Genomic DNA, 13,282 nt, shown 5'->3' on the forward strand with positions numbered 1-13,282 from the left:
GGAACGTCATATGAGCATCACCGTGAACGGCATCGACGAACTCAAGAAGCTCGCCGGCAGCGACCTCGGCACCAGTGAGTGGATCGAGGTCACCCAGGAGCGCATCGACACGTTCGCCGACGCGACCGGGGACCACCAGTGGATCCACGTCGACCCCGTGAAGGCGGCCGAGGGCCCCTTCGGTGCGCCGATCGCCCACGGCTACCTGACCCTGTCGCTGTTCATCCCGCTGTTCACCGAGCTGCTGGATGTCGAGGGTGTCTCGACGAAGGTCAACTACGGCCTGAACAAGGTGCGTTTCCCGTCGCCGGTGAAGGTCGGGTCGAAGATCCGCCTGGTGGGCAGGCTGGCGTCGGTGGAGGACGTGCCGGGAGGCGTGCAGATCACGGTCGACGGCACGATCGAGATCGAGGGCGCGCCCAAGCCGGCGGCCGTCCTGCAGAGCCTTTCCCGGTTCTACGCCTGAGCGCTCCGCCGGGAGCGCCACAGGGGCGCGGGGCGAGGGGAACCGCCGGGCCGACGTGGCCGGTCGCGCGGTTCCCCACTTCCCGGAGAAGGCCCTGGTGCTCAACTCACGTCCACGAACACCGGGTTCGAGTAGAACCACGTGTCCTCCCACGGGTCCCCGTCGCCGGGCGAGTGCGGGATCGGGCCGTGGGGGTCGGTCGCGGCGCCCAGGTAGCCCGCCCCGTTGCGCTTGCCGTCGCTGCCCCGCAGCCGGAGATAGAAGGACTCGTCCCCGGCCGTGACCGGGATGCGCAGGGTGTACGTGCCCTTGCGGCCGCTCACGTCCTTGGTGTGGACGACCTTGGTGGCGGGGGCCTGCCAGGCGTCCCGGTCCGTCACCGGGCCGCGCACCGCGCCCCGGATGACATCGACATGGGCCAACTCCGGCAGGATTCCCCGGGGGTTGGCGCGCGACGCGGTCGTCACCGTCACGCTCAGCGTGAGCCTCTCGCCCTTGCGGACACGCAGCCGGCCACCCAGGGTGACGCCCCGCCCGTGGTCGCGGTCGCGCCGCACGCGGACGTCGAGGCCGTCCAGCAGATGGCCGTGGTCGACCCAGACGCGGCCCGCCCGCAGGCCCGCCATCACCGCGCGGTAGCCGTAACGGGTCACGCCCACGTGGGTGCGGCTGAACTGGCCGGGCCAGAAGTCGCTGCCGGGCTGCGGGGTGTCGGTGTTCACCGGGTCGGGCAGCTTGCCGGTGTTGTCGAAGTTCTGCCCGGCCGGCCAGTCGCCGTTCTTCCAGGTGTCGAAGACGATCCGGTGGGCGTCCGAGTTGGTGGTGATCGAGAACAGCCTGCCCTCGGCCAGCATGGAGTCCCAGAGACCGCCCACGGTCGATGTCGACCAGTCGAAACCGCCGTACGTGAGGTAGGCCTCCGCCGGGTAGCCGGGCCAGGACTGGGCCGACGGCTTGTTCTCGTACTCGCCGCGTATCGAGGTGGCCCCCCGCCAGCCGGGGATCGCCGCGCCCTGGGCGCCGGGCGCGCCCTCCATGCCGATCATGATCTCGGGGGCCGCGTCCCGCCAGGCGCGCATCTCGTGCGGGGAGTCGATGCCGAGGCGCAGGGGGTGGTTGGCCAACACCAGCACGTCGTCCACGTATCCCTTACGGCGCTGCTCGGCCAGCCACTTGACCGCCCTGACGGCATGCGCCTCGTTGCGGGCGGTGTCCGCGCCGCCCACGGAACCGTCCGTGTAGCCCAGCAGTTTGCCGTCGTAGTCGCGCTCGAAGCGGGTGAGCAGGTCCACCTCGTGCCGGCCGGGGGTCGTGAAGACCGTGCAGTGCTCCGCGGCCGGGATGTACCACTCCAGGCCCTGGAAGATCAGCTGCCGCGGGTTCTCGGCCCGCGCCTTCAGGATCTCCTTGTGCTCCAGCGCGGCCCCGAAGTCGGCGTGCCCGAAGTTGGAGTGCTCGGTGAACACCATCCAGTCGAGGCCGTACTTCGCGCCCGCCGCGGCCAGTTGGGAGAACGTGTACTTGGCGTCGTGGCTGTAGACGGTGTGGATGTGGTGGTCGCCGACCAGGTAGGCCAGGCGCGGGTCCTCGCCGCCGTAGGGGCGGGAATGCGCGGAGGCGGGTGCCGTGAGGGCCCCCGTGGCGCCCATCGCGAAGGCGGCGCCGAACAGGCCCGCGCCGCGCAGCAGGCCGCGGCGTGACACGCCCTGCGCGTCGAGGTCGGCGGGGGAGACGGACGGATCGGCCCAGGCGGGCAGTTGCTGCTCGTGCGTGCCGGACAGGCCGGACGGGTCGGACATGATCGGGGTCCCTTCGCGTCTCAGTGGTTCATGAACGACTCGACGGGCAGCGCCCGTTCGACGATCCGGACGTCACCGAGCCGCCCGTGCAGGATCTGGTCGATCTTCCCGGCGTACTCGTAGCCGCCGAGGATCCAGGGCAGGCCGACGGAGGCCAGTCCGACGACGGTGGCCTTCGGGTTGCGCACGACCGGGCAGCCCTGGACGTAGAGCGTGGTGTGCTTGCCGTCGTTGACGATCGCGAGGTGCCACCACGTCTCCAGCGGGGTCTCCTGGCCCCAGTTGGTCGCGATGCCCTGCTGGTTGAGCGGGCGCACCGCCCACTGCGGCTCCCTGTCGTTCGACAGCGACAGCGTGGCCAGCGGCTCGTCCGGGTCGTCGGCGGTCCTGCCCGCCGCGCCGCCCGTGCCGGTCCGGCCGAGGAGGCCGGCCCAGGCGTGGTTCGACGGGTTCCAGTCGGCGGGCAGCCGGTAGAACGCCTCGATGGTGTAGCCGCCCTTGAACGTCTTCGAGTTGAGCGGCGCCCCGTCGACCGTCCGCAGGTACGCGCCCTTCAGCGGGGGCTTGCCGCCGTGGAACTCCAGGCTGCCGTGGCCGGGCTGGTCCGGGTGGTGGTCGGCGGACCAGGTGAGCGTGCCGCCGCCGACGGCGACCAGGCCGAGGTCGTTGCCGTGGCCCGAGCGGTCGCGGATCGTGCCCCTGACGGCCGCTCCGTCCTCCTGTCCGTCGAAGCGCCAGTACGCGACCGTGCCGGGCACCAGAAGCTCGGCGACCGGCCTCGACGCCCGCGCGGGCACCGGCGCGAAGCCGGCGAACCGCTCGTCGAAGTCGACCTCGACCGTGAACCGGTCGGAGTCGCCGGAGAGTTCGCTCTCCTGCCGCTCCAGTTCGTTGAGCCCCTTTGCGGCCCGGCCCAGGATCCACGGGGAGATCGTCTCCACGTCGATGGTGTTCCGGTCGAGGTCGAAGCGGTAGAGGCGGATCATCGCCGCGCCGCCGAAGTACCGGTTCTGGTAGTTCGTGAGGTGCAGATGGACATCGTTGTCAGCACTGTTCTTCCGCGTCGCGCGCGCCGCCGGCCAGTAGTGCCCGTTGAGGGTGAGGAAGATCTGATCGTGGTCCTTGATCAGCCGGTCCCACAGCGTCTGCCCGTACGAGGAAAGGGAGTCGTCCCCGTCGACCAGTTCGTGCGTGGTGAGGACGACCGGCGTTCTCGGGTGCCGGGCCAGGACGTCCTGCGCCCACGCGAAGCCCTTCGCGGACAGCCGCCAGTCCAGGGCCAGCACCATCCACTGCCGGCCGCCCGCCTCGAAGAGGTGGAAGGAGTTGTAGCCGTCCGGGGAGGCACCCCCGAAGGTCGGACGGCCCTTGAAACGGGCGGGCCCGAAGACGTCCAGGTACGGGGTGGAACCCCGCTGGTCGTCGGTGGAGGAGCGCACGTCGTGGTTGCCCGCGAGGACGCTGTAGCCGACGCCCTTGCGGTCGAGCAGCCGGAACGCCTCGCCGATCGCCGCGGTCTCCTGTGCGCTGCCGTTCTGGGTGAGGTCTCCGAGGTGGGACAGGAACACGAGGTTCTCGTCCTCACCGTGCTCCAGGAGGTAACGCAGGGACGCCTCGACGGGCTTCTTGTCGATGCTCGGTCCGTCGAAGAGGTACTGGGTGTCGGGCATGACGGCGAGTGTGAAGCGGCGGCTCGTGGGGTCGGGCTTTCGGCGCCGCGGCGCCGCCTGTGCCGCCGTGGCGGGCAGCGCGACCGTCGCCGCCGCGCCCAGCAGGGCCGTGGCACGGAGGAAGTTGCGTCTGCCCGAATGGGCCTGGGCAGACTCCTGCCCCGGTTCGTGCGAGGTGCACACAGTGACTCCGTAGAAAGGGTTGGTGGGTCAGAGCGCCCGCAGCGTCCACGACCAGCGGTGGACGCCCGACGGGACGAGATAGGAGGGCGAGGTGTCGGGCCCGCACGAGGCGGTGCCCAGCCCCCGGTGAGCGGCGTCGATGTGGACCACGCAGCCCGGCCGGGGTGTCAGTTCGTCGTGGTGCGCGGCGGCCGTCAGGTCCGCCGCGCGGTGGCGGGTCACCGAGACCTGCCGGGGTCCGTCCAGCCGCACCGACAGGACGTGGTCGTCGCCGGTGAGCGTGAAGTGCCGTACACCGTGCCGGCCCCCGCTCTCCTGCGGCCGTAGATAGGGGGTGAACAGCTCGTCCACGGTGGCCGAGTGGTGTCCGACGGGCGCTCCGGCCGCACGGTCCGGGTAGCTCTCCCAGGGGCCCTGCCCGTACCAGGCCAGACGGTCGAAGCCGTCCGCCGTCTCGAACACCGTGCCGACGCGGGCCACGTCCGTCAGCTCCTCCGGCAGCACGGCCGTCTCCTCGACGAGGATCCGGCCGTCCACCAGCGCCGTGAACGCCTGCTCGTGCTCCACGGCCCCGGCCCCCGTCGCCCAACGGGAGCGGACCCGCACGGTCGACCCCTTGCGCTCCACGGCGACCAACGCGCGCTCCGCGCGGTCCAGGCCCAGTTCACGCCAGCGCTCGGCCATGCCGCCGAGGACGTCGTTGTCGGTCGGGGCCCGCCACAGGCTCAAGCCCGGCGGGGAGGCGAGCAGCGGGTGCAGCAGCAGCCCGGCCTCGTCCGTCTCCGGCGGCGGGATGTGCCCGAGGTCCTCGTCGGCGCCCACCACCGGCTCGCCCTCCTCCGGCTCGTACCACTGGACCTGCGGGAGGCACACCTCGGTGCCGCGCGGTGCCCAGGGCTCGTCGGCGGCCGTCGTCACCCGCAGCGTCAGCCAGATCTCGCCGCCCCCGCCCGCCGGCTCGGGCCGGTCGATGACGGCCGAGCCACCGGGCGGTACGTCGGGCAGCCGGGCCGGCAGCGTCCAGGTGCCGCCGTCGGCCGCCGCGAACTCCCACTCGGCGGCCAGCCACGACAGATCGCGGAAGTGCTGCCGGTTGTGCACCCGCAGCACCCGCCAGGTCCCCTCGCCCTCCACGGACAGCCGCACCGGGGCGGCGATCTCCCGGTGCTCGAACATCACCGGCTTGGGCGTGCGGTCGGGGAAGACGACCCCGTCGGCGATGAAGGCCCCGTCGTGGACGCTCTCGCCGAAGTCGCCGCCGTAGGCCCAGCGCAGGCCGGGGCCCGCGACTCCGTTCTCGTACAGCCCGGTGCCCCCACGCCCGGCCGGTCGTCCGTCGTTCACACGCTGGAGGATGCCGTGGTCCCAGAACTCCCAGATGAACCCGCCCTGAAGACCTGGGGTTGCCTCGATGGCGGCCCATGTGTCGGCCAGGGTGCCGTTGCTGTTGCCCATGGCGTGCGAGTACTCGCACTGGATCAGCGGCCTGGTCTGCTCGCCCGACAGCGCGTGCGCCACACAGTCGTCGATGGGCGCGTACATCGGGCAGGCGATGTCGGAGGCGTCGTCCGTGGCCGCCCAGTCCAGCTTCGCGGCCCCCTCGTACTGCACCGGCCGCGTCGGATCGTGCCGCCGCAGCCAGCCCGCCGCCGCGTCGTGGTTGGCTCCGTAGTCGGACTCGTTGCCCAGCGACCAGACGATCACCGACGGATGGTTCCTGTCCCGCAGGACCATCCGGGAGACGCGGTCCACGAAGGCGCCCAGATAGCGAGGGTCGTCGGCGATCTCGTGGGCGTGGTCGTGGGACTCGATGTCCGCCTCGTCGACGACGTAGAAGCCCAGCTCGTCCGTGAGGTCGTACAGGGCCGGGTCGCCCGGGTAGTGGGAGGTGCGGATCGCGTTGAAGCCGAACCGCTTCAGCGTCAGCAGGTCCGCGCGCATGTCCTCGTACGACACCGTCCGCCCCGTCAGGGGATGGAAGTCGTGCCGGTTGACGCCCCGGATGTAGACGCGCTCCCCGTTGACCAGCAGGTCCCGGCCGTGGATCTCGACGTCGCGGAAGCCGACCCGGTGGTGCGAGGTGTCGGCGACCGTGCCGTCGGCGCGGTGCAGGCGGACGGTGAGGTCGTACAGCTCGGGGGTCTCGGCGTTCCAGGTCCGTACGCCCTGGACGACCGTGCCCATCCGGGCCTCGCCGAGGAAGTCGGAGACCCGGTCGTCCTCGGTGTTGAGCCGGTCGAACTCGGTGTCCTGGGCCAGCTCCAGGCCGTCCAGTTCCCCGCTGACGTACCACCCGGCGGGCAGCGCGCCCGTTTCCGTCCCCGCCGCCGAGCGCACCCGGCAGTCCACCCGCAGCTCCCCGTCGCGGCGCGCCCGCACGCTCACGTCCGCGAGATACAGCGGATCGGTGGCGTACAGCAGCACCGGGCGGGTGATCCCGCCGAGCCACCACTGGTCCTGGTCCTCGATGTGCGAGGCGTCGGACCACTTCACCACCGTGAGCCGCACGGTGGCCCTCTCCCCGGGCCGGACCAGACCCGACAGGTCGAACTCGGCGGCCAGATGAGAGTCCTTGGAGAGACCGGCCGGCCGCCCGTCCACATGGACGAGCAGCACGCTCTCGGCGGCGCCGACGTGCAGGACGATCCGGCGGTCGGCCCAGTCGGCGGGTATGTCGACCTCCCGCTCGTACACACCGGTCGGGTTCTCGGGCGGCGAGTCCGGCGGGAACTCGGTCCACGGCATACGGACGTTGGTGTACTGCGGGGGGTCCGCCGCCACCTGGAGCGCCCAGGAACCGGGGAGTTCGGCCCAGGACCAGCCGGGGCCGGGTTTCCCCTCGGGCGACGGCAGTAGCTGGAACCGCCAACGGCCGTCGAGCGACAGCGCCCCCTCGCGCCGGTCGACGGCGTTCATGGGCAGCCGCCCCCAGGAGGTCAGCTCAGGTGCTTTCCAGGGGCGCAGGGCGAAGAGTGCGTCGGTCATGACCGTTCCGAAGTCGCTGGTGGAAGGGGGGAGGCGGCCGGCCGGGGCAGGATGCGGCCCGGCAGGCCCCAGGCGGGGTCGACGGGGATGCCGAGGCGGTCCAGGACGGTGGGGGCGATGTCGACGAGGCGGGGTGTGTCCAGCCGGGTGCCGCCGGGCGTTCCCGGCTCGGCGAGGACGACGAAGACCTCGCGCTCGGCGCGCGTGTCGCCGCCGTGGCCGCCGGTGTCGAGATGCCCGTGGTCGGTGGTGACCAGGACCGTCCAGTGCTCGTCCGCCCGGACGGGATCGGAGCGCCGGGACTCGACGGCGTCCAGCAGCCGCCCGAGGTGGGCGTCCTGGGCGAGGAGGGCCCTGTCGTAGGCGGGGCTGAGGGGGCCCGTGGCGTGTCCGGCCTCGTCGGTGGCGCCGAAATACACGAACACGACGTCCGGGTCGTCCTCGGCGAGGCGGCGCACGGCGGTGTCGGCGACGAGCCGGTCCGCGCTCTCGTAGCCGTCGGACTCGCCGTCGTACCGCGCGCGCTCGCCGATGGCGGGGCCCAGGGTGCCGCGGTCCACCAGTTCCGGCCAGGACACCGCGGCTACCGTGCGCAGGCCGGGCCGTGCGGTGACGGCGCGGCTGAGGAAGTCGGGGTGGCGGGAGTAGTCGGCGCCGGTGAAGTCGTTGCCGGTCACCCCGTGCCGGTCGGGCCACACCCCGGTCAGCACGCTCGACCAGCCGGGGCCGGAGTCGGTGTAGGCCATGCTGGTGGACGGCCCGCCCTCGGCCTGACCGTCCACCTCGCCGTAGGGCAGCAGGCTGCTGCCGTGGGCGCCCGCGGCCATCAGGCCGTGCAGCACGGGTGCCGTGGACGGCGGGCGAAGCGAGTCGGGGGTCCCCCCGCGCGGAGACCGGGGGAGGGGCAGCCGGTCGAAGCGCACCCCGTCCATCCCCACCACGAGCACCTTGCCGCGCCCCGGCCGTCCTTCGCCGGCGACGACATCCACCATCGCGCACCTCTCTCCGGGGAGCGGTTCAGCTGCCCTGTACCGCGCCCTCGGTGGCGCCCGCGATGAACCCGCGCGCGAAGATCGCGAAGACCACGACGAGCGGGATGGACGCCATGAGCACACCGGCCATGACCATGCTGTAGTCGGTGTTGTGGCCGAGGTTGAGCTGTGCCAGCTCCACCTGGAGCGTGACGTGTTCGGGGTTGGTGAGCACGATGAGGGGCCAGACGTAGTCGTTCCAGGCACCGACGAAGGCGTAGATGGCCAGGAAGGACAACGCCGGCTTGATCATCGGCAGCGCGACGTTCCAGTACTGGCGGAAGAACCCGGCGCCGTCGATGCGCGCCGCGTCCAGCAGTTCGTCGGGCACCCCGTTCTCGATGTACTGGCGCAGCCAGAAGATGCCGAAGGCGTTGGAGAGCGCGGGCCAGACCAGTGCCTTGAGCATGCCGACCCAGCCGACCTCGGACATCAGGATGAACTGCGGCAGGACGGCCAGCTGTAGCGGCAGCATCATGAACACCAGCAGCGTGCCGAAGAGCACCTTGCGTCCGGGGAACTCGAACTTGGCGAAGGCGAAGGCCGCCAGGGAGTCGACGAACAGCACCAGGACCGTGGTGACGCACGCGACGACGACCGTGTTGAGCATCGACCCGAAGAAGTCGATCGTGTCGAGCACATGCCGGATGTTCTCCAGCAGATGGGAGCCGAAGGTCAGTTTCGGTGGGCTCTTGTAGATGTCGCGGGTGGTGTTGGTCGCCATCACGATCGTCCACACGAACGGGAAGACCGAGATCAGGACGGCCAGGACGAGGAGGACGTGCGCGGTCAGACCCTTGGGGCGGCGCGAGCGCTTCGTGCCCGTGGCCGGCCGTGGCGTGGCGGCTGTCGTCATGACTTCCTCCCTCGTTGCACGATGCGCCAGTTGACGACGACGAGCACGATGATCAGCACGAAGAAGGCCCACACGATGGCCGCGCCGTAGCCGTAGTCGTTGTCGAGGAAGGCCGACTGGTAGAAGTACAGCAGCGTGGTCAGGCCCGCCTGGCCCGGGCCGCCGAGGTTCTGGTTGGCGGCGTTGCTGGCGAAGAGCACCTGGGGTTCGCTGAAGCTCTGCAGACCGTTGATGGTCGAGATGACGACGGTGAACAGGATGATCGGCCGCATGATCGGGATGGTGATCTGGAAGAACGTACGGATCGGCCCGGCGCCGTCCATCCTGGCCGCCTCGTAGACCGACTGCGGGATGGCCTGGAGGCCGGCCAGGTAGATGATCATGTTGTAGCCGGTCCACATCCAGGTCATCAGCAGCGCGATGACCACCTTGATCAGCCACGGATCGCTCAGCCACGGGACGGGCGAGATGCCGACCGTGCCCAGGATCGCGTTGACCAGCCCGAAGTCGTTGCTGAACACCGCGCCGAAGAAGATCGCCACGGCGACGATCGACGTGACGTTCGGCACGTAGAGGGCGATGCGGTAGAAGCCCTTGAAGCGGCGCACCGAATGCAGCAGCGTCGCCAGCACCAGGGCGCCGAAGAGGGTGGGAACGGTGGACAGGACCCAGATCACCAGGGTGTTGCGGATCGACAGCCAGAAGACCGGGTCGTTCCAGAGGAACTCGAACTGCTGCAGGCCCACGAACTGCTTGGTGCCCAGGCCGTCGTAGCGCTGGAAGGACAGATACAGCGAATAGAAGACGGGGACGAACGAGAAGACGATGAAGATCAGGTAGAAGGGAGAGATCGCCAGGTACTGCCGCCAGAACGACAGCACCCCACGACGCTGGGGCCGCGCGACCCCCGCGGGCGGGGTGCGCCGCGGGCGGAAGCGGGCCGGGCCGGGCCCGCCACGGTGCTCGTGCACCGTGGCGGAGCCGGTGACCGGAGGTGACGACACCTCAGTTCACCCCCTGCCGCCTGGCGATCTGCTTGGCCTGGGAGACCGCGTCCTTCCAGGCGTCGTCGGGCTTCTTGCCCTTGGCCTCGATGCTGGTCAGCTCGGCCATGAAGGGAGCCATGACCGCGGAGTCGGCGGGCGCCTCGTAGCTGACGGGTATGGCCTCGGCGGCCGGGCCGAAGACCTCGATGATCTTCTGTCCGCCGAAGAAGGCGTCGGGGCCCGTCATGGCCGGCATCGCGTACGTCTCCGGGGAGGCGGGGAAGATCGCGGCGTCGGTGAAGCTCTTGGCGTTGTTGTCCGGGCTGAGGATCCAGCTGATGATCTTGAATGCCTCTTCGGGGTTCCGGCACTGCTTGGGCAGCGTCAGATAGGAGCCGCCCTGGTTGGCGGGGCCGCCCGGCGTCGCGCAGACCCGCCACTTGCCCTTGGTGCCCGGGGCCGCCGACTCGATGTCCAACGCGTGCCAGGCGGCGCCGACCTCGGTGGTCAGGCTCTTGCCGACGGCGGCGTTCCAGCTCTGGTCGTTGATCTTGGCGTCGAGGCCGAGCGTGTAGGCGCGGACCGCCGTGTCCCACGCGGCGCGGATGTGGTCCTGGTCGCCGATGAAGTGGTTGTCCTGGTCGATGAACCGCTTGGTGCCCTGGCCGACCGCGATGCTGAACACCGACCCCATGTTGTTGATCAGGAAGGTGCCGGGCAGCGCCTTCTTCAGTTCGGTGCCGAGCGCGAAGTAGTCCTCCCAGGTCTTGGCCTCGGCCGCGACCTTGGCCGGGTCGCTGGGCAGCCCGGCCTTGTCGAACTGGTCCGCGCGGTAGAAGAGCGCGGTGGGGCCGATGTCGATCGGGAAGCCGACCTGCTTGCCGTCCTCGGTCTGGGCGAGCTTGGTCTTCCACTCCAGGTACTGCGACGAGAGCGTCTTGAAGCCCAGGTCGTTCAGGTCGAGGAAGCGGTCGGCGTTGGGCAGGAAGGAGGCGATGTCCTCCCCCTTGATGCCGGTGATGTCCGGGACGGAGGAGCCGCCCGCCGCGAGGGTGGTGGTGAGCTTCTGCTTGAAGTCGCCGCCGATGGAGGAGCCGGTCAGCTTGACCTGGCCCTTGAAGTGCGTCTTCGCCTCGGCGACCACCTTGTCGCTGAGGGCTCCGCCCCAGTACCACATGGTGAGGTTCTTGCCGTTCTTGGTGCCGCCGGATTCCGAGTCGCCGCCACAGGCGACGGTCAGGCCGGAGGCCGCCGCCGTGAGCACGGCAGCCTGGAGGAAGCCTCTACGAGAAAGGTCCACGGGTCACTCCTGTTTGTTCCTGTTCGTGGTACTTCGGGGCAATTTTCTGGGGGGATCAGAGGCGCGCGATGCCCGGGGGGATCAGGGCAGCCGCGCGGGCGGGGTGACCGGGGCGTGGCGCACCGGTGGGCCGACGTCGGCCGGAATGCGGTCGGTGAGGAAGCCGTAGGCCTTCTTCAGGTCGGGGTCGGTCAGCGAGCGCCACCAGCGGTCGACGCCGTACCAGCCGGGCGCCGCCAGACCTCCGCCGTGGTGCCCCACGGACAGTCCGGCCGACAGCACGGCGAACCGCAGCCGCTCCATCAGTGGCCAGCCGCCGAGGGATGCGGCGACGAAGCTGGCGCCGAAGACGTCGCCGGCGCCCGTCGCGTCGAGCACGTCGACGTCCAGGGCCGGGACCTCCGCGTACTCCCCGGTCGTCTGGTCCACCGCGACCGCGCCCTCGCCGCCGCGGGTGACCACGGCCACCGGCACCAGCTCGCTCAGCGTGCCGAGCGCGGCGACCGCGCTGTCGGTACGGGTGTACGCCATCGCCTCGGTCTCGTTCGGGAGGAAGGCGTGGCACAGGGCGAGTTGGTCGAGCAGGTCACGGGACCACCGCTGGGTGGGGTCCCAGCCGACGTCCGCGTAGATGTGCGTGCCGTTCGCGGCGGCCTTGGCGAGCCACTCGCGCGGCTCGGCCTCGATGTGCACGAGGGCCGTGCGCGACTCGGGCGGGTCGCCCATCAACACGTCCTGCGAGTACGGCGGCTCCTGGCCGTGGGTGACCAGGGCCCGGTCGTGACCGTGCGCGAGGGAGACGGTGACGGGGGTGTGCCAGCCGTCGGCGGTGCGCGAGAGGGAGAGGTCCACGCCCTCCTGTCCGGCGAGGACCTCATGGCAGTGGGCGCCGTAGTAGTCGTCGCCGAAGACCGTGGCCAGGGAGGTCCTCAGGCCGAAACGGGCGGCGGCCACCGCCAGGTTGGCGATGCCGCCCGGACCGCAGCCCATGCCGTCGGTCCAGATCTCCTCGCCGGGTGTGGGCGGCTTTCCCAGCCCCGTGAGCACGAGGTCGTAGAAGAGCAGCCCGGTCAGCAGCACATCGGGCCGGTCGTCGTCCACGCGTGCACCCTCTCGTCGAGACCTTCGAGGATCACTCTTCAAAAGTCTTCAATTTCGGTGCACAGATCGTGCGCGCCTCCGAGAGCTTTGGCAAGAGTCGAGCAGAAGTGAGCATAGAAATGATTGGGAATGACGAGTACTGTTCAGCGCGTGCTGGCAGAGCGACGACACCAACTCATCCTGCGGGCCCTGCGATCAGGGGGCCCGGCGGCAGTCACCGACCTGTCCGAACAGCTCGGTGTGAGCCCCGCCACCATCCGGCGTGACCTCCTGAGGCTGGAGGAGGAGGGGCTGCTCACCCGTGTGCACGGCGGCGCGGTCGTGGACGAGGGCGACCAGCCCTTCGCCGAGGTGGCCGAGGTGCGGGTGGCCGAGAAGGACGCGATAGCGGCGAAGGCCGCCTCGATGGTCCGTGACGGTCAGTCCGTGCTCCTCGACATCGGGACCACCGCCTACCGCCTGGCCCGGCAGCTGCACGGCCGCCGCCTCACCGTGATCACCAGCAACCTGGTGGTCTACGAGGAGCTGGCAGACGACGAGGGGATCGAACTGGTACTGCTCGGCGGCATGGTCCGCCGCGAGTACCGTTCCCTCGTCGGCTTCCTCACCGAGGACAACCTCCGGCAGCTGCACGCCGACTGGCTGTTCCTCGGTACGAGCGGAGTGCGGCCCGGCGGACAGGTGATGGACACGACCGTCGTCGAGGTCCCGGTCAAACGCGCGATGATCAAGGCCGGCGACAAGGTCGTCCTGCTCGCCGACTCCGCGAAGTTCCCCGGTACGGGGATGGCGCGGGTCTGCGGGCCCGGGGAACTCGACGTGGTCGTGACCAACGGGTCGGTGGACCAGGGCACTCGGTCCTCGTTCGAGGACGCGGGGGTCGAGGTGGTCACCGTATGACCGCC

Annotated in this window: 10 protein-coding genes; 2 read left to right on the forward strand and 8 right to left on the reverse strand. The window is 70.5% G+C overall.

Features of this window, described 5'->3' with window-relative positions:
* The first annotated feature begins 10 nt into the window (after positions 1-10).
* The gene (locus OG858_RS37990; protein ID WP_086746866.1) at positions 11-466 is read left to right on the forward strand and encodes a MaoC family dehydratase; all 456 of its coding nucleotides are present in this window, start codon (positions 11-13) and stop codon (positions 464-466) included.
* A gap of 101 nt (positions 467-567) precedes the next feature.
* Here OG858_RS37990 and OG858_RS37995 read toward each other — a convergent pair whose 3' ends face one another.
* From OG858_RS37995 to OG858_RS38030, 8 genes are all read right to left on the reverse strand, one after another.
* The gene (locus tag OG858_RS37995) at positions 568-2,265 is read right to left on the reverse strand and encodes a PHP domain-containing protein (protein WP_086746865.1); all 1,698 of its coding nucleotides are present in this window, start codon (positions 2,263-2,265) and stop codon (positions 568-570) included.
* A gap of 20 nt (positions 2,266-2,285) precedes the next feature.
* Positions 2,286-4,118 (reverse strand): LamG-like jellyroll fold domain-containing protein, encoded by a 1,833-nt coding sequence (locus OG858_RS38000; protein ID WP_327748201.1) that lies wholly within the window; start codon positions 4,116-4,118, stop codon positions 2,286-2,288.
* Positions 4,119-4,145: 27 nt separating this feature from the next.
* A complete protein-coding gene (locus OG858_RS38005; RefSeq protein ID WP_328543998.1) occupies positions 4,146-7,103 on the reverse strand; it encodes a glycoside hydrolase family 2 TIM barrel-domain containing protein in 2,958 nt (985 codons plus the stop codon).
* Positions 7,100-8,095 (reverse strand): alkaline phosphatase family protein, encoded by a 996-nt coding sequence (locus OG858_RS38010; protein ID WP_327748200.1) that lies wholly within the window; start codon positions 8,093-8,095, stop codon positions 7,100-7,102. Before OG858_RS38010 ends, OG858_RS38005 begins: the two co-directional genes overlap by 4 nt.
* A gap of 25 nt (positions 8,096-8,120) precedes the next feature.
* Positions 8,121-8,990: a carbohydrate ABC transporter permease gene (locus OG858_RS38015; RefSeq protein ID WP_086746861.1), complete on the reverse strand. Its 870-nt coding sequence runs from the start codon at positions 8,988-8,990 to the stop codon at positions 8,121-8,123.
* Positions 8,987-9,871 carry a carbohydrate ABC transporter permease gene (locus tag OG858_RS38020; RefSeq protein ID WP_037704672.1) on the reverse strand — a complete coding sequence of 295 codons (885 nt, stop codon included), beginning with the start codon at positions 9,869-9,871 and terminating at the stop codon, positions 8,987-8,989. Before OG858_RS38020 ends, OG858_RS38015 begins: the two co-directional genes overlap by 4 nt.
* A gap of 124 nt (positions 9,872-9,995) precedes the next feature.
* A complete protein-coding gene (locus OG858_RS38025; RefSeq protein WP_086746860.1) occupies positions 9,996-11,276 on the reverse strand; it encodes an ABC transporter substrate-binding protein in 1,281 nt (426 codons plus the stop codon).
* Between the two features lie 81 nt (positions 11,277-11,357).
* Entirely contained in the window at positions 11,358-12,377 is a 1,020-nt protein-coding gene (locus OG858_RS38030; RefSeq protein WP_086746859.1) for a carbohydrate kinase family protein, read from the reverse strand.
* A gap of 150 nt (positions 12,378-12,527) precedes the next feature.
* On the opposite strand from OG858_RS38030, the gene OG858_RS38035 reads away from it, so the two are divergent.
* A complete protein-coding gene (locus OG858_RS38035; RefSeq protein ID WP_046704169.1) occupies positions 12,528-13,277 on the forward strand; it encodes a DeoR/GlpR family DNA-binding transcription regulator in 750 nt (249 codons plus the stop codon).
* Positions 13,278-13,282: the final 5 nt, after the last annotated feature.

It is taken from the genome of Streptomyces europaeiscabiei (assembly GCF_036346855.1).
GTDB lineage: Bacteria > Actinomycetota > Actinomycetes > Streptomycetales > Streptomycetaceae > Streptomyces > Streptomyces europaeiscabiei.

Coding starts and splice junctions, on each gene's coding strand:
- OG858_RS37990 (WP_086746866.1), top strand. CDS start 11: ATGAGCATCACCGTGAACGGCATCGACGAACTCAAGAAGCTCGCCGGC.
- OG858_RS37995 (WP_086746865.1), bottom strand. CDS start 2,265: ATGTCCGACCCGTCCGGCCTGTCCGGCACGCACGAGCAGCAACTGCCC.
- OG858_RS38005 (WP_328543998.1), bottom strand. CDS start 7,103: ATGACCGACGCACTCTTCGCCCTGCGCCCCTGGAAAGCACCTGAGCTG.
- OG858_RS38010 (WP_327748200.1), bottom strand. CDS start 8,095: ATGGTGGATGTCGTCGCCGGCGAAGGACGGCCGGGGCGCGGCAAGGTG.
- OG858_RS38015 (WP_086746861.1), bottom strand. CDS start 8,990: ATGACGACAGCCGCCACGCCACGGCCGGCCACGGGCACGAAGCGCTCG.